A 16,397-nucleotide genomic window follows, 5' to 3' on the forward strand; every position below is an offset into this window, starting at 1 on the left:
TCCAACCGCCCGCTAGGCTCCTCGCCTCAACGTCAGAGTGCGGGAGCGTACGTGATCAAGCTGTTCAGGACCAGGAAATCTACCTGCCGCTGTCGGCCCCAGTGGCCGGCGCTGGTGACGGAGATGAACGGTCATGTCATGCCGTGCCAACCATCCGAGCATGGCAGCCCGATGACGAAGCTTCTGGAGCTGTCCGCCCGGTGCGCCGAGTGCGCCTACGCCTACGCCTACGCCAAGGGCGAGGCTGAGGCGGTTCGGAAGCGTGCCGATCCGCGCTCAGCGGATCTGATGCACGATCGACGGGTCGGTGATGCGGTGGTCGTCGGCCAGTAGGAGTGCTTTGGACAGCACAACGGCCAACATGTCGTCGCCCTCGAACGGCAAGAAGCGGACTCCGGTCGGTTTCGTCGCTCGCGCTGGAACGATGCAGAGGTACTGGTCGTTCGGCGACATCAGGATGTTGCCGCTGCCCACATGGATTCGATACGTGCGCTTCTGGCCGTTGACCACCAGGTAGTTGCCATCGAGCCTCGCCCGGTCCCTGATTTTCAGCTTGGGTAGCAGGTGTTCGATGACGTGCCGGCGGATCTGTCCGTTGGCGCTGAGGTCACCGAAGGCGACGCTCTGCCAGTAGGCGAAGTGGCGGTCCGCGCCGCGGTCGAACCAGGTCGGGTCGGTCGCGATCGAGGCAACCCCGATGAACAGGTCGACGTCGCGCATGGCCTCGGAGAAGACCACCGGCGGGACGTCGGCCAGTGGAACCGGTTCCCGGTCCTGCCCGCGGAGTCGCTGGAACCGCACCTGGTCTGTGGTGCAGTACTGGACCGTGTGGCCGTCCTCGTCGCCGGCCGGCTGGTGGAAGAACACGGCACGCAGCCCGTGGGACGCGAAGTCCCGTCTCGCTTCGCCGTCGTAGCCGCCGTCCCAGCCCCCGAGGTAGTTGGTAGCCCAGCGGCGCTGTTTCATCAGCGCGTACGTCTGCTGGTAACGCAGCACGTGCGCCGCGAACCGGTTGGAGTAGATGCGGGTCCCCTCCTCGGCGGGGGTCAGCAGGTAGACCTCACGGAATGCCTGCTTGAACGGCTGGGTCAGCTCCCGGGCCAGGATGTGGGCGCGCCAGGCACGGACCTCGTCGGGGTCGGCGGTGGCGGGGTGCCAGACCCTGACCCGTGCGTGGTCGCTCGGGTCAATCACGTCGCCGTTGGCGAGCGTGAACCGGCCGTCCGCAGCGGGAAACGCCGCCACGCTCCGGCCGGCATCGGTGACGAGCCACAGGAGCCGGTTGGCGAGGCTGCCGGTCACCGGATGATTGGCGTAGCGCTGCCGCCACGTGTCCAGCGGCCACTCGCGGTCCTCGACGAGCAGGTCCTCAAGCCGGTCACGCTCACCGGCGATCAGCTTTCTCAACTCGGCGGTGTCGCGCTTGAGCGCGCGGACCAGATCCGGGTCGACGTGAGCGGGAGGTCGGACGCTCCTTCGACCATCGTGCTCCCAGACCAGAGTCACCTTCGCGGATTCGTCGATGGCGAGGACGGCGGTCACATCACCGTGGACGATCCGGCGCTTTCCCTGCCGGTCGAGACCGGCGTCGGAGATGGTCTGTTCGGTCAGCTCCGAGCGGCTGATACCGGCGGTGGCGGCCGCCTCGTCGAGGGCGGTCGCGATCTGGGTGAGCTCTCCTCGGTCGCGGGTCGTGCGCTGCAACTGGACCAGCCCGGCGATCGCCGCGGCGTCGCCGCGTCGGCCGAGTACCGCGATGCAGGTGTTGAGCACCTTGGGTTCGGGTCCGGAGGCGTGTAGGGCCAGCACCAGCGGCGTCAGCCATGGCTCACCGCTGGCGGCCGCAGCCCACAGCAGCCCCCGGGCGAGGTCCGCATTGTTCGGACCGATCCGCTGCGGGAACTGGAACCCCCACGACTCCACTTCGGCGGGCTCGCAGGTGTGCGCCAGTTCAAGCAGCTCACGTACCAGGGCGACCACGCGAGGCCGGTCGGCCAGCAGTTCGCCGGTCCGCTTGAGCCATGTCTTGCTCGGCCGCGGACCCGAGGGAATCGTCCCGGCGTGTGCCAGCAGGTTGGAGACGACGTCCACGTCCGCGGTCACCGCCGACAGCCGCTCGACGGCCACCCGGCTCCAGCCGTCCTCGACGTGGATGACACCGGTCTGGACCTTGCCAGGAGTAGACGGGGAAGCGGACTCGATCAGCGCCCTCAGCCGCAGCCGCAGACGAGCCCGATCACCTGAGCCGTACCAGCCCGCGTCCACTTGCCGCAATGCCTGCTGGAAGCTGTCCACGCAATGCGTCCGTTCGGCAGGGTCGAGCTGCTCGGCCGCGGCAGCCGCAGCCTTGAGCACAGTGATGTCGGTCGGGTACGCCGCGTCAATGGTCAACGCGAAGAGAAGCCGGACGTCGCCGGCCGTCCAGGGCAGCAGACGCCGGTTCAGGTCCAGAAAGAGCCGCGCGCCGCCCCAGCTCCAGCCCCGGAACGCCGATGCCCGATCGACCAGGACAACATAGAGCGACAGGGCTCGTTCGTCGTCAAGCGTCGGCAGGACGTGCCGACGCAGGCGGGCTACCACCTCGTTATCGTCGAAGCGCACGCCCTGGATGAGGTCACGTGCCTGCTCCCGATGCCTGGACAACGGTGACGACATCATCCGCCCACCAGCGCGACCAGCCGGACGAGCTCAGTCGGCCGGACCAGGCCGCCGAACCGCTCAGTCGGCTGCGCGATAGTCATCAACACGGGCGGGAGCATAGAACCGCACACCGACATTCGAGCCACCTCGCGGCAGCAGGCCTGCCTCCGAGCCTTATGACACGGGCTAACAGCACGACGGTCGCCCGGGCCGGTGGGGCCCGCATGACCGGCGTGAGGTGCCCTGGATGGCGTGGCGCGATGAGTCGCGCGGCGTTGACAGGTCAATCCTGTTGAGGAACCCGCAGGCACGACACGGAAGGCACTGACATGCCGACACTGATGGTTGACCACATCACCTCCCTCGACGGGTACGGTGCGGCCGAGGGCTGGCCGGGCCTGTGGGGCCCGGGGGCCACCGGGTGGTGGTGTTCCCCGTCGTCAACGGCGTGACCGGCAGGGACCGGATCTACGACGGATGGCCGGACGTGGCGCTGCGGATGGTCGACTCGCGCACCTTCGACGGCAGGCTCCAGCTCTTGGAGTTCGTTCCCACCGTCCTGACCGGTCCCCGGGGTCGTCGGCGACGGACTGACAACCGCACCCGTACCGTCTTCAACACCGTCGAAACCCCATCCTTCGATCACGGCCGGAACCTCGTGCCGGCCGTGCCTTGACATAGGAGAGCATCCATGTCCATCAGACTCGACAACGTCGGCATCGCCGTCCGCGACCTGGAAGCCGCCATCGCCTTCTTCACCGACCTCGGCCTGACGGTGCTCGGACGCGCCCGGATCAGCGGCGAGTGGGCTGACACCGCCGTGGGTCTGGACGGCAACACCGCCGATATCGCCGTGCTCCAGACGCCCGACGGCCGCGGTCGCATCGAGATGTTTCAGTACGTGCACCCGGACGCGATCGAGGCCGAGCCCGTCCAACCGAACACCATCGGCATGCATCGCGTCTGCTTAGCCGTGGACGACATCGACGCCGCCCTCGAGGTCGCCGCCAGGCACGGCTGTCACCCGCTCCGCGGCGTCGCCACGTACGAGGACGTCTACAAACTCACCTATCTCCGCGGTCCCAGCGGCATTCTCGTGATGTTCGCCGAAGAGCTGCAGAAGGCGGACTGACCGCGAACCCCTGGGCCCGGCTGGTGTCGGGCCGGCTGGGTTGCCCGGCCGGAGAGCCTCGCAGTCCAGCGCGACAGGCAGGCCAGGCGGGCACCACAACGGCGATGCGCCGAGCTACGTCCGCTATCGCTGGCCGGAAGAGGATCGTTGGAACTGGAGCGGCCCGTGGCAGCGGCGGCACGCTCGCAACCAGTTGGAACCAGCCGGAAGCACCTGCCTCCTCGCTGCTCTGTCCGACGGAGAGGTCGTCATCGCCGGTCGTCGTCGGTCGGCTCGGCTGCATCAGCGGTGTTGGTTCTTACTCCGCCGGGCGCGCTTGCGCCCGGCGGGGCCGCCAGTCTTGGTAGCGGAGCGTTCAGCTGGCCGCCGGGGTGAACCTGAGGGTGTTGTTCGCGCGTCATGGTTGGCTTCGGGTCGACCGGCCAGCATGCAGAGCACGGCGACAACGACGAAGACGACCATCCCGAGAATCCACACGCCCTCGCTGTCGGTGAGCTCCTCAGGCAGGCGCGGGTCGACCAGGCCCTCGGGATCCTGCACCACCGTGACACGTTGCCCCACTGAGCCTTCCGGGTTGTCCGAGGCGCCAATGCTGCTCCCTGGCCATTGCCCCAATTCGCCGGGGATACGGCGTCCGCCCGGATCCGCAAGGGTGTAATAAATGTGGCGACCCTTCTCCCCACCGTCCCGCAGGGCGACGACGGTGGCGTCGACCTTTTCGCCACGATGCGCGAGCACCGCCGACCACAGTCCCGTAGCAGCCATGAACATGAGGAAGGCACTGACCAGCCAGGCCATGACCAGCAGGCCCATGCGGGGAGGTGGCGCGCTCACCAGCACGGCCCCCATCAGGGCGCCGCACCACAGTAGCGTGCCAGGCAGGACCACGATGTCGGCTCGGATCCAGGTTGTTCCCGCCAGGGCGCCGACCGCCCCGGCGACGGTGAATGCCGCCAGATACGCCGTGCCCAGCGGGTTCACCCACCGAAGACCACGCGGTGGCTGCATGGCCGGCAGCATAGGCCCGGTGGGCAACGGCTCGGGCATCGCGCCTCGGGAAGGGTTCAGCCCTGCGACTGTGCAGCCGCTGGCCGTCGGGCGGGTTGGCAGCAGGGATTGGAGCCATGTCAGGCTGGTGCTGGCGGCGCGGCCGAAGCGCCGGTACAGCCCTCCCCACCATGGCCGCCAGCCTCAGCGGTGCAGAGCTGGCTGGCGGCGCGCTTCCGGCCTCCGCAAGCGAGCGATCTTGTGGGCAGATTTCCCTACGCGGTAGCTCCGCTTGATGGGTTACACGATGTCCCGTCCGCTGGCTACCGGCTGTGCGGCCTCCGGTCGGAGCCCCTCGACCGATGGCCGACCGCTAACCGACGAGGCTCTTGGCCATGATGTGCTCGCGGCGCACGCCGTCGGGCATGAGGTCGCCGGGTTCACCCGTGTCACGGAAGCCGTTTCGCTGGTAGAGGGCCCAGGCGTTCGTGTTGCCCTCTACAACGGCCAGCCGCAGCGTCCGCGCGCCCACCAGCCGGGCCCACTGCTCGACCGCCCGCACGAGGTGGTCGCCCACGCCCTGGCCGCGTCCCGCGGGTGCCACGTACATCGAGATCAGCTCCACGACCCCGTCGTGGTCGGTGGGCACCCCGCTGGCCATCCCGACGGCTTGCCCGTCGAGCATGGCCAAGATGTTGTACGAGCCGGGGATAACCAGTCGCCCGCGCCAGCGTTCTTCCCGGTCGCCGTCACCCTGCCAGTCCGCCAGCTGGGCGCCGAAGGCGTACCCGGCCTCCGCCAGCGCAGCGAGCCGCAGTTCCCGCCACATCTTCCAATCGCCCTCGCCGAGCACACGGGTATTGATCATGCGGAGAGCGTTCCGCAGGCGTGGCGGGCAGGCAACCCGGTATCCGGTGACGCGGTGTGACGTCTAGGCCCTGTCAGACGGCGAACTGTCACCTGTCATCCGACACTGAAGATCAGCCGCCGGTCCGTGTGGTTGCCGCACCTGGCGGTTGTCCGACGGATCGCCGAAGCGGATTACCCGGGGCTCAGGTTCCCGGGATGGACTTCTGAACGAGGCGTTCACCGCCGGCTGTGACCGGCCGCCCTGGCACGAACATCGGTGTTCATCGTGACGGCCTGACGCTCAGACTGCCCGCCAACGGTTACGACGAACGGGTCCGGTACGCAGATCTACCTCTGGCGGTTTGCAGATCCGGATCGACGAATCGCCCGAGCGTGTCCGGAAGCGGCTCGGTGACTCTCTCGACGGATGATGCACCTCGGCGATCGAGGCAGGCAGGAACGCCCACGTCGTCAGCGCGAGTTCAGCCTCTGTCGGCTCGAACGTCAGGCAGGTCGAGGTAGGCCAGCAGCCGGAAGATCCCGGCCAGGTGTTGCAGGTCATGCCAGAGCACCGGAACCTCGTTCGCGTTGCTGAGGCTGGTCCGGCTCCTTCAGGACCTGTCGGTCCTGACTGCCACTGCGGCCCTGGCTCGGCGGACGAGGCGCTCCGTGCGGATGCGTTCTGCGCCGGCCCGGTCAGCGGGCCGCTGACTCTCGTCCCACGATCCGCGATTTTCCCCATCACGCCGGCCCTCTGCCCAAGATCGCCATCGGTCGTCTTTCCGCAGGCAGTGCTATACGGTCAGCGGGTGAGAATCGAGCGTCACTGGTGGAACGGGGACCGGAGTCTGCGGGGGCGTCGCGACGTCTACATCCGCACCGACGGCCAGCGATGGGAAGTAGAGGCGCAGACCGGCGGCGTCGCAGGCAGGTCGAAGCTACACCCCTGTCCGAGTCGGGTGGCGGCGCAGATCCTCGCCGACGCATGGCTGGGTGGTCGCCCGGAGTGGCGGGAACTGGCGCCCTGACAGTGGACGTCAGAAGCACTCCTGGCAGACCTCCCGGCCGTCGGGCTGCGCGGCGAGCTGACTGCGGTGGTGCACCAGGAAGCAGCGCGCGCATCGAAACTCGTCCGCTTGCACCGGCACGACCGCCACGGTCAGTTCCTCGCCGGACAGGTCCGCGCCGGGCAACTCGAAGTTCTCGGCAGCCTCAGCCTCATCGAGGTCGACTGTCGCTGACTGCGCCGCCGCGCCGCGCGCCTTGAGTTCCTCCAAGCTGTCCTCTTCAACCTCAACGGCGGGTCGGCGCGGTGCGTCGTAATCGATGGGTTTGCTCATCGTGATGGCCTCTCCGGCTTGGTTGATGAGTGTCACGACGGTAGACCGCAGGGTCATGTCGTGGCGCTCATGACAGCGCTGAAGGGTAGCTCGCCCTTGGATGCGGGTGCGCGCCACCGTGCCAATGAGTGCGACCGGGCTGCTGTACGGGCAGCAAAAAGGCCACCCCCGAAGCCCGGAAAGTGGCCTTTGACCTGCGTGGACCATACTTGGCAGAATCCGAACCATGATTCAGCAGCTCATGGGCCTGCAGTAGCCGTTTCGGCGGTTCGACGGCGCGCTATGGGCCAACGATGACCAGGCTGGTCGACGGCTAGCTGACGGCGCCGGTATCAGCGAGATCAAGGACATCGGACGGGCGTCAAGCCGGTCTGTCTCAGGCCACAACGCTTTCCTTGTCCAGGCTGTGCCGGCAGGTGCCCCCTGCCGGCACAGCCAGTGACCGCAGCACGTATCAGGGCTTGAGGATCAGCCGGATGGGGCTGCCCTCCTTCTTCACCAGCCGTTCGACCCCACGGGGTGCCTCGGACAGCGGAAACACATCGGTGATCGACCCGGAGAGATCGAGACGGTGGTGGCCCACCAGCGAGACCAACTGCTCGACGTGCTCGGGCACGCTGCCGTAGTGGCCGCGGACCTGTTGCCTGAGGTAGCTGAACAGGGTGCTCTGGTGGATCGTCAGCGGCTGGGGTGACAGTCCGACCAGAACCAGCCGGCCCTCGATGGCGAGCACCTGCTGGGCCTGGGTCCAGACCGGCGGGACACCAGCCAGGTCGAAGGCGAAATCGAGGCCGCGTCCGCCGGTGATCCGGCGTACCTCGTCGGCGAAGTCGGCGGCGCCGGGGTCGAGGACGTGGTCGGCGCCCAGGGCGAGAGCCCGGGCCCGGGCATCCGGGATCGGGTCCACGGCGACGATCGGAGCGGCCCCGACGAGACGCAGCAACTGGACGGCGTGGGCGCCCAGTCCGCCCAGACCCCACACGCCGACGGCCTGGGTGGGACGCACGTCGGCGGTGCCGACGATCGCCGCCCACGGGGTGGAGACGGCGTCGGGGATGATCGCGGCCTGCTCGAGGGGAAGGTCGTCGGGCACGCCGACAAGGGTGAAGTGGTCGGCGATGGCGTACTCGGCCCAGCCGCCGTCGTAGTCGACCCCGCGGGTCAACGGGTGCTGGCACTGCGCGACCCGCCCGAGGAGGCAGGGCGGGCAAGCGCCGCAGGGCTGGCCGGCCTGCAACAGCACGCGCCGCCCGACCTGCCATTCGGCGGGCACCTGCGCCCCGACGGCGTCGATGACACCGGCGACCTCGTGCCCCAGGGTCACCTTGTCGACCCCTGTCTCCAGCCGCAGGCTCCCGTCGATGAGGTGAACGTCGGACAGGCAGATGCCGGCCGCGGCGACCCTGATCCGCACCTGGCCCGGCCCCGGCTGCGGGACGGGTACCTCCTCCATCGCGAAGTCGCCCGTCTTGTAGTCGAGTCGGCCGGCGAGCATGGTGGACATGCCATTCTCCTTGTCTCGCGGTGCGTGCGGTGGCCCCACCGCGCGGGGCTTGGGTGTGTCGGATGCGGCGACCCGCGCCGCGCCGTCGGGGCGGTCAGGCGAAGACATCCTGCTGGTAGCGCCCGTCGGCCTCGAGTTGGTCGAGCCACTTCTCAGCGTCGTCGCCGCTGCCACCGGCGTGGCTGCGGTAGATGTCGGCCAGCGCCTGGCGTACCGACGGGGCCATCCGCCGGCCGTCACCGCAGACGTAGACGTGGGCACCGTTCTGCAGTGCGTCCCAGATGCCGTCGCCGTCGGCGGTGATGGCGTCCTGGACGAACCGGTACGGGTGGTCCGGCACAGTGGAGAACGCCAGGTGCACCTCGGCGACGCCGGCCTGCTCCCAGGCCCGCATCTCGTCGCGGTAGAACCAGTCGTGCTCCGGGTGCCGGCAGCCGTAGAACACCTTCGACAGGCCGACCTGGACACCGCCCGCCTGCTGGGCGGCGCGCTCCTGAAGGAAGCCGCGCAGCGGAGCGAAGCCGGTGCCGGGGCCGACCAGGATCATCGGCGTGGCCGGGTCGGCCGGCGGGTGGAACGGCGGGGACGGGACGCGTACGTAACCGAAGAACACGTCCCCGGGCCGCAGCCGGGCCAGGTACTGGGAGGCCAGCCCCCGGTACTCGCCGTCGCCGGAGAGCGCCGGGCCCTCCACCAGGCCAACGGTCAGTCGCGGCCGGTTCGGCTCCACCATCGCAGCCGACGAGATCGAGTAGAAGCGCGGCCGGATCGGCCCGGCCACCTCTAGGAAGACGGCCAGCGGCAACTCGACGGCGGGGAACCGCTCCAGCAGGGTGAGCACGGAGACCCGCTTGCCGAGGATCTCCTCCTGGTAGCGCCGGCTCGCCTCGTCAGTGTCGTCGAGATACCCCTGAAGCTGGGTGGCGGTCCACGGGCACTGGGTGTGCTCGGCCAGCGCCCGCAGGTGCGCACGAGTGGCTACTTCCTGCAGCTCGACAAACTCTGTCAGCAGCAGCTCCGCGGTCACCGGCTGGCCGATCGGCAGGTGGGTCCCGGTGCCGCCGTCCTCGCGGCGCAGCCGGACCACCTGGTCACGGGGCACCCGCAGCAGCCGCAGCGCCCGAGCCACCAGTTCCGGATTGTTCTTGCCGAAGACGGCCAGGTGGTTGCCGGTCTCGTAGCCGACCCCCTCGGGCAGTTCCACGGTGATTGACAGCGCCTGCGGCCGAGGCGCCTCCACGCTGAAGTCCCACAGCCCGGTCGGATCGCCGACCAGCTCCTCGCTGGCCACCACCGTGATCGGGTATGCCTTCTCGGAGACCACCGCCGGGCGTACCTCCGCCTCGCTGAGGACGTCCAGCGACAGCTGTGTTCCGGTGGCGGTGGTGTCCGCGCCGTACTGCTCGGCCAGAGCCGTCCACAGTCCGGCCAACCACGTGGTTGCCATGCCGTCGAAGTCGCCGTTTGCGTCGACCTCGCCGCGCGGCACGATCGGCGTGGCGCCGGCCGCCAGCAGCGCCGCCTCCACCCGCTTGGGGAAGGCCTGGTAGGTCAACCAGTGCGTGTTGCCGTTGCCCAGCACCGCGAACCGCACCTGCGACATCGATCCGGCCGTCAGTCCGCCGGCGGCGGCGAGGGCGTCGAAGCGCTGGGCGTTGTCCGGGGCCTTGCCGTTGTAGCTGGGCGTGACCACGACCAGGATCCCGTCGCTGGGCGGGTTGTCGGCCAGCTCGTCCAAGGTGAGCAGAGTGGTGTCGAAGCCGGACTGCTCAGCCCGGCCGGCCAGCTGGCGGGCCAGATCCTCCGACGAGCCCAGGTTCGAGCCGTACGCGACGCGCAGCGTGACGCCGACGGCGTTCACCGCGGCCGCTGGCGCCTGCGGCTCCTGCGCCGCCCGCACCTCGGTGCCGAATCGCTCGTACGGCTGGCGGGAGCGAACCCGCAGCAGGAAGTTGTCCGGCTTGCGGGTGAGCGTCTCCTTGACCTTGATCTGGTAGTCGTTCGGGTCGGTGATCGCGAACTGCTGCAGGACCAGGGCCAGCGCGAGCCGGGCCTCGGTGAGGGCGAACTGCCGGCCGATGCAGGCCCGCTCGCCGTTGCCGAAAGGCTTGTAGGCGTGCGGGTGGTGCTGGGCGATGTTCTCCGGCAGCCACCGGTCGATGTCGAACTCGGTCGGCCGGTCCCATGCCTTGGGGTGCTTGTGCAGCGCCGGGATCACGACCATCACCTGCTGGCCCTTCGGCAGTGCGTACCTGCCGCCGATCACCGTGTCCTCGTACGGTGCCAGGGCGATCGCGGGGATGGGCCCCCACAGGCGCAGGGTCTCGTCCAGGATTCGCGGGATCACGTTCAGCTTCATGATCGTCTCGTAGCTGGGCACCGTGTCACCGGGCAGCAGCCGGTCGACCTCCGCGTACGCCTGGGCCAGCACGTGCGGGTTGCGCAGCAGCTGGTACAGGGCGTAGGAGAGCAGACCGCTGGTGGTCTCGTGGCCGGCGATGAGGAACGTCACCACGTTGTTGCGGATGTTCTCGTCGGACAGCGGCTCGCCGGTCTCGGGGTCGACCGCGCTGAGCATGAGGCTGAGCAGGTCGCGGCGGTCATCGCCGCCACCCGCGCGGCGCTCGCGGATGACCTCCTCGACGATGGACTGCATGACGCGAACGTTCTCCTCGAAGGTCCGAATCTGCTTGCGCCGCATCGCGGTGACGAAGGGTGGTTGCTTCAACCGCCCCATGGCCTCGTTCAGCGAGTCGGCCAAAGCCTGCAGGAACGGGTGGACCTCTTCGCTGCTGAAGGAGTTGAAGCGGTAGTCGAAGCCGGTCAGGCCGATCGTGTCGAGGGTCAGGCGGGTCATGTCGCCCACGACGTCGAGGTCCTTGCCCTCGTTGCGCCGCCACTTGTCGACCAGCGCGTCGGCAACCTCGAGCATCTCGGGGAAGTACGACTTCATCGACCGCTGGCTGAACGCCGGCATCAGGATCCGGTGGGCCTTACCCCAGTTGGGCTCGTCCCGCCTCGCGGTGAACAGGCCGTCGCCGGCGATCGCCCGCACGTCACTGTGCGGCTTGTCGATCGGCTTGTAGAAGCGCGACTCGTCGCACAGCTCCGCCACCAGGTCCGGGTCGGACACAAGGACGAGTTCGCGACCGGGCAGCGCGAGCCGGTAGATCCCTTCGGGGAACCGACCGGCCGTCTCCTCGAAGAAGGCGGCCGGCCCGTCGGACGGGATCTGCAGCGCGTTGCCGACGATCGGAACCCCTCGCGGGGCGGGGATGGACGTGAGGTTGCTCGACACGTGGACTCCTTTCCTGAGCACTGCCGGCGGCGCCAGCCAGTGGATCCGGTGTCAGGACGCCAGCCATACACCGTATGGCTGCTGCTACCATACGGTGTATGGCTACCACTGGACAGGCCGTAGGCGGCCGAGGAGACGCACGTCTCACCGAGCAGGGCATCTACAACGCCGCTCTCCGGCTGATCGACGCCGACGGGATCGGTGCGCTGAGCATGCGAAAGCTGGCCGCACTGCTCGGGGTGAATCCCATGTCGCTCTACCACCACGTGCCGAACAAGGCCGCGCTGCTACGGGGCGTCAAGAATCTCGTCGCCGCACAGTTCCAGCCGCCCGTCGACGGCGGGAGCTGGCAGGAACAACTGCACCGGTTTGCGAAGGACTTCCGGGCGTTGGCGCACCGACACCCCAACCTCATCGTGCACAGTCTGGCCAGCCCAGACTTCATCGAGCCCGAAGACCCCTTCTGGACGGGACTGATTGACATCCTCAGCCGCGCAGGCCTGCCGCCCACCCAGGTTGCCCCGATCGGAGCAGTCCTCTCCAGCCTCTTTTCGGGCTTCCTCCTCGCCGAGAGCAACGGAACCCTTGGTCGCCTCGCCGCCATGCAACCCAGTGCCCCCGGGTCGGGCGCTCCATCAAACGCGGACATGGACGGGGCCGACAGCTTCCAGTTCGCGGTGCAGACCCTCATCGCGGGCCTCGAAGCGCGCCTTCCCTGACGCCCGCCGACGTGGCTTCGCCACGCCAAGAGTGGCACCCACCCGGCGCTGATCAGGGGCCGCGTGATGCCGTCTCTGCGCTCGCTAGAGCCTGGTCCGCTCGGGGTGCATGTCGTTGACCATCTGGCGCCCCGGCGTGTTGATGCAGTGCGACCCTGGCTGCGCCCCGCAGACCGGGCACGGCCGCCAGTCCTGGACCGGGCCGGCGTCGTGGCCCAACATCATGGCGATTTCGCTGATCTCACCCGCCAGGTCGTGCAGGACCGGGTCGCGGTGCCGGACGGCAGCCTTGTGGATCTGTTGGACCGACCGTCGCGCGCGCTCCAGGTTGCGCCGCGCTGACGCGCCAGGGTCAGAAGACATGCGTGGCGGCTTCCCGGGAGGGCGCGAATGAAACAGCCGACTCGGGACCGCGGGCGCGGGCCCTCAATCAACGACGAGTACCCGCTCCCCCATCCCCAGCCCACGAATGACGAGGCCCAGGTGTCGTCGGGTCACCTCATCCGATCAATCGTCCTCGGGCAAGGTCGAGAGCGATGTCCACGATCATGTCTTCCTGACCGCCGATCAGCTTGCGTCGGCCGACTTCCAGCAGGATGTCCCGGGTGTCGAGACCGTGCTGCCGTGCGGCGGTCTCTGCGTGGCGGAGGAAGCTGGAGTAGACGCCGGCGTAGCCGAGGGTGAGGGTCTCGCGGTCGACGCGGACAGGCCGGTCCTGCATCGGGCGGACGAGGTCGTCGGCGGCGTCCTGAAGAGCGAACAGGTCGCAGCCGTGTTGCCAGCCTTGCACGGTGGCTACGGCGACGAACCGTTCGATGGGGCAGTTGCCGGCGCCGGCCCCGTGGCCGGCGAGGGACGCGTCGACGCGGGTGGCGCCCGCCTCGACGGCGACGACACTGTTGGCCACCGAGAGGGACAGGTTCTCGTGGGCGTGGACGCCGATCTCGGTGCCCGGGTCGAGGACGTCCCGGTAGGCGCGGACCCGGTCGCGGACGCCGTCCATGGTCAGCCGCCCGCCGGAGTCGGTGACGTACACGCAGTGGGCGCCGTAGGACTCCATCAGCTTGGCCTGAGCGGCGAGCTGTCCGGGTTCCGCGAGGTGGCTCATCATGAGGAAGCCGGCAACGTCCATGCCCAGTTCGCGGGCGGTGGCGATGTGCTGGGCGGCGATGTCGGCCTCGGTGCAGTGGGTGGCAACGCGGACCGACCGTACGCCGAGCGCGTGGGCTTGTCTGAGGTCGTGGATGGTGCCGATGCCGGGCAGCAGCAGGGTGGTGAGGCGGGCGCGGGTGACTGCGGCCGCGGCGGCTTCGATCCACTGCCGGTCGGTGTGGCTGGCGGGGCCGTAGGTGAGGCTGCCGCCGGCGAGCCCGTCGCCGTGAGCGACCTCGATGCCGTCCACGCCGGCAGCGTCGAGGGCGGTGACGATCCGGGCGACGTCGGCCGGGGTGATGCGGTGCCGGGTGGCGTGCATGCCGTCGCGGAGGGTGACGTCCAGGATGAACAGACGACGCTGGGGCGCGGTGGTGTTCATCGGTTCGCTCCTTGTGCTGCGGCGAGGCGCTCGGCGACCCGGAGTGCCGCGGAGGTCATGATGTCCAGGTTGCCGGCGTACGCGGGAAGGTAGTGGGCGGCGCCCTCGACCTCGAGCAGGACGCTCACCTTGGTGGTGACCGGTGTCGTGTCGTCGGGCAGCAGAGTGTGGACCGGTTCGTCCGGTGCCAGTGGGGTGAACTGCACGGGCTGCTTGAGCCGGTAGCCGGGAACGTACGCGGCGACCTCTTTGATCATCTGTTCGATGCTGGCGCGGACGGTCTCGTGGTCGGCGGGGCCGATGAGGCACTGCACGGTGTCGCGCATGATCATCGGCGGCTCGGCGGGGTTGAGGATGATGATGGCCTTGCCGCGCCGGGCGCCGCCGACCTGTTCGATGGCGGCGGCCGTGGTCTCGGTGAACTCGTCGATGTTGGCGCGGGTGCCGGAACCGGCGGACCGGGAGGCGATGGAGGCGACGATCTCGGCGTACGGCACGGGTGTCACCCGGGACACGGCCGCGACGACCGGGATGGTGGCCTGTCCCCCGCAGGTGACCATGTTGAGGTTGCCGGCGCCGAGGTGCGCGTCGAGGTTGACGGCGGGTACGACGTACGGGCCGACCGCCGCCGGGGTCAGATCGACGAGCGTCTTGCCGTACGGGGCGAGGGCAGCGGCGTTCGCCCGGTGCGCGCTCGCCGACGTGGCGTCGAAGACCACGGCGATGTCGGCGAAGTCAGGCATCGCGATGAGGCCCGCGACGCCGTCGGCGGTGGTCGGCACGCGGAGGCGGCGGGCCCGGGCGAGGCCGTCGGAGGCCGGGTCGATGCCGACCATCGCGGCCATCTCCAGCGTGTCCGACAGGCGCAGAACTTTGATCATCAGGTCGGTGCCGATGTTGCCGGATCCGATGACGGCGACCTTCGTACGCGACATCAACTGCCGCCTTCCGTGACGGGGGTGGTGAACGTGGCCTCGACGCTGCCGAGGCCGGTGAGGTGAGCGTGGACCTGCATGCCGGGGGTGACCGGAACCATCGGCCCGAGCGCGCCGGACAGCACGACCTCGCCGGCGCGCAGCGGGTCGCCGTGGGCCAGGGCCGTCTGCGCGAGCCAGGCGAGGGCCTCCAGCGGGTCGCCGAGGCACGCCGCGCCGGAACCGGTCGAGGCGGGGACACCGTTGACGGTCATGGTCATCCGGACCGCCACCGGTTCGACGGCGTCGAGGGGCACCCGGTCGGCGCCGAGGACGAACAGTCCGCTGGAGCCGTTGTCGGCGACGGTGTCGGCGAAGCTGATGTCCCAGCCGGCGATGCGGCTGTCGACGATCTCCAGTGCGGCCAGGGCGTAGGCGACCCGCTGCCGCACGGTGACGGCGGTGACGCCGGGGTCGGTGACGTCGTCGGCGAGAACGAAGGCGATCTCGGCCTCGACGCGGGGTTGCAGCAGCCGGTCGAGGCTGATCGGCGCCGACTCCGCACAGGCCATGTCGTCGAAGAGCATGCCGAAGTCGGGCCGGTCGACGCCGAGTTGCCGCTGCACGGCCGGCGAGGTGAGCCCGACCTTGCGCCCGACCGTCCGCCCGCCGTCCCGGATCCGGGCCTCGGTCAGCCGATGCTGGACGGCGTAGGCGAGGGTCTCGTCGTCGGGGCCGATCAGGTCGCGGAGCGGCGGGCAGGGGGTGCGGTTCTGCGCGGCGGTGCGCAACCGGCGGTAGGCGGCGGCGACGGGATCGGTGGCGCCGTTGGTCATGGGATCTCCGTGGCCGCGCTGCGGCCGGTCAGGCGGGTGACGGCGTCGTAGAGGGCGCGGGCGTGCAGGTCGAACAGCGGCATGAGATCGATGCTGTCGCCGCCGATCTCCTTGGCGATGAAGAGCCCGTCGGCGCCGGCGATGGCGTACGTGGTGACCAGGTCGATCGCGTCGCGGTCGGCGTCCGGGGCGAGGGTGGCGAGCACGGCGGCGAGCCGCGCCCGGGCGGTGTTCCGGACCTGCAGGAACATGCGGCGGGCGCTGGGCTCCTCCGGGCGGCGCTCGAGAGTGAGCATGAGCCCGAGGCGGAGGAAGTCGGGCGAGTCCAGCAGGGTCTTGGCGACCTGCCCCGCCAGCGCCGCGACGCGTTCCCGTGCGGGGTCGGTGTCGTCGCCGGGCAGGGTGAGCGCGTCGGCCCAGATGTCGAAGCTGCGTTCGATGACCGCGGCGAGGAGGTCGTCCTTGTTCTTGAAGTGCCAGTAGATCGAGCTGGCGGGCAGGCCGCACTTCTCGCTGACCAGGGCGATGCTGGTGCCGTCGTAGCCGCGCACGCCGGCCACCTCGGCGGCGGCGTCGAGGATGCGGCGGCGGGACTCCTCGCCGTTGGCCCGGCGCTTGCGTTCGCTGCGAGATTCCGTCATCGC

Annotated in this window: 16 protein-coding genes; 5 read left to right on the forward strand and 11 right to left on the reverse strand. The window is 69.4% G+C overall.

Annotated elements, in window-relative coordinates; genetic code table 11:
- The first annotated feature begins 51 nt into the window (after nt 1–51).
- Nucleotides 52–333 (forward strand): hypothetical protein, encoded by a 282-nt coding sequence (locus tag GKC29_RS24785; protein ID WP_155333110.1) that lies wholly within the window; start codon nt 52–54, stop codon nt 331–333.
- On the opposite strand, the gene GKC29_RS24790 is transcribed toward GKC29_RS24785, so the two are convergent.
- Nucleotides 277–2,601 (reverse strand): DUF4132 domain-containing protein, encoded by a 2,325-nt coding sequence (locus GKC29_RS24790; protein WP_196255715.1) that lies wholly within the window; start codon nt 2,599–2,601, stop codon nt 277–279. The two genes, GKC29_RS24785 and GKC29_RS24790, sit on opposite strands and share 57 nt — an antisense overlap.
- Before the next feature lie 460 nt (nt 2,602–3,061).
- On the opposite strand from GKC29_RS24790, the gene GKC29_RS30160 reads away from it, so the two are divergent.
- On the forward strand, nt 3,062–3,316 hold the full coding sequence (locus GKC29_RS30160; RefSeq protein WP_230688804.1) for a hypothetical protein: 255 nt from the start codon (nt 3,062–3,064) through the stop codon (nt 3,314–3,316).
- Nucleotides 3,317–3,331: 15 nt separating this feature from the next.
- Nucleotides 3,332–3,772 carry a VOC family protein gene (locus tag GKC29_RS24800; protein ID WP_155333112.1) on the forward strand — a complete coding sequence of 147 codons (441 nt, stop codon included), beginning with the start codon at nt 3,332–3,334 and terminating at the stop codon, nt 3,770–3,772.
- 282 nt (nt 3,773–4,054) lie between these two features.
- Here GKC29_RS24800 and GKC29_RS24805 read toward each other — a convergent pair whose 3' ends face one another.
- The gene (locus tag GKC29_RS24805; protein ID WP_155333113.1) at nt 4,055–4,780 is read right to left on the reverse strand and encodes a DUF3592 domain-containing protein; all 726 of its coding nucleotides are present in this window, start codon (nt 4,778–4,780) and stop codon (nt 4,055–4,057) included.
- Between the two features lie 352 nt (nt 4,781–5,132).
- Nucleotides 5,133–5,627, reverse strand: coding sequence for a GNAT family N-acetyltransferase (locus GKC29_RS24810; protein WP_155333114.1), 495 nt, complete (start codon nt 5,625–5,627; stop codon nt 5,133–5,135).
- Nucleotides 5,628–6,417: 790 nt separating this feature from the next.
- Here GKC29_RS24810 and GKC29_RS24815 point away from each other — a divergent pair.
- The gene (locus GKC29_RS24815; protein ID WP_155333115.1) at nt 6,418–6,636 is read left to right on the forward strand and encodes a hypothetical protein; all 219 of its coding nucleotides are present in this window, start codon (nt 6,418–6,420) and stop codon (nt 6,634–6,636) included.
- 9 nt (nt 6,637–6,645) lie between these two features.
- Here GKC29_RS24815 and GKC29_RS24820 read toward each other — a convergent pair whose 3' ends face one another.
- From GKC29_RS24820 to GKC29_RS24830, 3 genes are all read right to left on the reverse strand, one after another.
- The gene (locus tag GKC29_RS24820) at nt 6,646–6,948 is read right to left on the reverse strand and encodes a DUF4193 domain-containing protein (protein WP_155334328.1); all 303 of its coding nucleotides are present in this window, start codon (nt 6,946–6,948) and stop codon (nt 6,646–6,648) included.
- Between the two features lie 454 nt (nt 6,949–7,402).
- Nucleotides 7,403–8,452 (reverse strand): zinc-binding dehydrogenase, encoded by a 1,050-nt coding sequence (locus GKC29_RS24825; RefSeq protein WP_155333116.1) that lies wholly within the window; start codon nt 8,450–8,452, stop codon nt 7,403–7,405.
- 94 nt (nt 8,453–8,546) lie between these two features.
- A complete protein-coding gene (locus GKC29_RS24830; protein ID WP_155333117.1) occupies nt 8,547–11,750 on the reverse strand; it encodes a bifunctional cytochrome P450/NADPH--P450 reductase in 3,204 nt (1,067 codons plus the stop codon).
- A gap of 98 nt (nt 11,751–11,848) precedes the next feature.
- On the opposite strand from GKC29_RS24830, the gene GKC29_RS24835 reads away from it, so the two are divergent.
- Entirely contained in the window at nt 11,849–12,469 is a 621-nt protein-coding gene (locus GKC29_RS24835; RefSeq protein ID WP_196255716.1) for a TetR/AcrR family transcriptional regulator, read from the forward strand.
- 84 nt (nt 12,470–12,553) lie between these two features.
- On the opposite strand, the gene GKC29_RS24840 is transcribed toward GKC29_RS24835, so the two are convergent.
- From GKC29_RS24840 to GKC29_RS24860, 5 genes are all read right to left on the reverse strand, one after another.
- Entirely contained in the window at nt 12,554–12,832 is a 279-nt protein-coding gene (locus GKC29_RS24840) for a hypothetical protein (RefSeq protein WP_155333119.1), read from the reverse strand.
- Between the two features lie 136 nt (nt 12,833–12,968).
- On the reverse strand, nt 12,969–14,003 hold the full coding sequence (dmpG, locus tag GKC29_RS24845) for a 4-hydroxy-2-oxovalerate aldolase (protein ID WP_155333120.1): 1,035 nt from the start codon (nt 14,001–14,003) through the stop codon (nt 12,969–12,971).
- A complete protein-coding gene (locus tag GKC29_RS24850; RefSeq protein WP_155333121.1) occupies nt 14,000–14,938 on the reverse strand; it encodes an acetaldehyde dehydrogenase (acetylating) in 939 nt (312 codons plus the stop codon). Before GKC29_RS24850 ends, dmpG begins: the two co-directional genes overlap by 4 nt.
- Nucleotides 14,938–15,753, reverse strand: a complete 816-nt coding sequence (locus tag GKC29_RS24855) for a 2-keto-4-pentenoate hydratase (protein WP_155333122.1) — start codon at nt 15,751–15,753, stop codon at nt 14,938–14,940. Before GKC29_RS24855 ends, GKC29_RS24850 begins: the two co-directional genes overlap by 1 nt.
- Nucleotides 15,750–16,394, reverse strand: coding sequence for a TetR/AcrR family transcriptional regulator (locus GKC29_RS24860; protein ID WP_155333123.1), 645 nt, complete (start codon nt 16,392–16,394; stop codon nt 15,750–15,752). Before GKC29_RS24860 ends, GKC29_RS24855 begins: the two co-directional genes overlap by 4 nt.
- Between the last annotated feature and the right edge of the window lie 3 nt (nt 16,395–16,397).

It is taken from the genome of Micromonospora sp. WMMC415 (genome assembly GCF_009707425.1).
In the GTDB taxonomy this organism is placed as follows: domain Bacteria; phylum Actinomycetota; class Actinomycetes; order Mycobacteriales; family Micromonosporaceae; genus Micromonospora.

Bases quoted from the DNA above. Each gene is read 5' to 3' on its own strand.
- GKC29_RS24800 (WP_155333112.1), top strand. From the start codon at position 3,332: ATGTCCATCAGACTCGACAACGTCGGCATCGCCGTCCGCGACCTGGAA.
- GKC29_RS24805 (WP_155333113.1), bottom strand. From the start codon at position 4,780: ATGCAGCCACCGCGTGGTCTTCGGTGGGTGAACCCGCTGGGCACGGCG.
- GKC29_RS24810 (WP_155333114.1), bottom strand. From the start codon at position 5,627: ATGATCAATACCCGTGTGCTCGGCGAGGGCGATTGGAAGATGTGGCGG.
- GKC29_RS24820 (WP_155334328.1), bottom strand. From the start codon at position 6,948: ATGAGCAAACCCATCGATTACGACGCACCGCGCCGACCCGCCGTTGAG.
- GKC29_RS24825 (WP_155333116.1), bottom strand. From the start codon at position 8,452: ATGTCCACCATGCTCGCCGGCCGACTCGACTACAAGACGGGCGACTTC.
- GKC29_RS24835 (WP_196255716.1), top strand. From the start codon at position 11,849: ATGGCTACCACTGGACAGGCCGTAGGCGGCCGAGGAGACGCACGTCTC.
- GKC29_RS24840 (WP_155333119.1), bottom strand. From the start codon at position 12,832: ATGTCTTCTGACCCTGGCGCGTCAGCGCGGCGCAACCTGGAGCGCGCG.
- dmpG (WP_155333120.1), bottom strand. From the start codon at position 14,003: ATGAACACCACCGCGCCCCAGCGTCGTCTGTTCATCCTGGACGTCACC.
- GKC29_RS24850 (WP_155333121.1), bottom strand. From the start codon at position 14,938: ATGTCGCGTACGAAGGTCGCCGTCATCGGATCCGGCAACATCGGCACC.
- GKC29_RS24855 (WP_155333122.1), bottom strand. From the start codon at position 15,753: ATGACCAACGGCGCCACCGATCCCGTCGCCGCCGCCTACCGCCGGTTG.
- GKC29_RS24860 (WP_155333123.1), bottom strand. From the start codon at position 16,394: ATGACGGAATCTCGCAGCGAACGCAAGCGCCGGGCCAACGGCGAGGAG.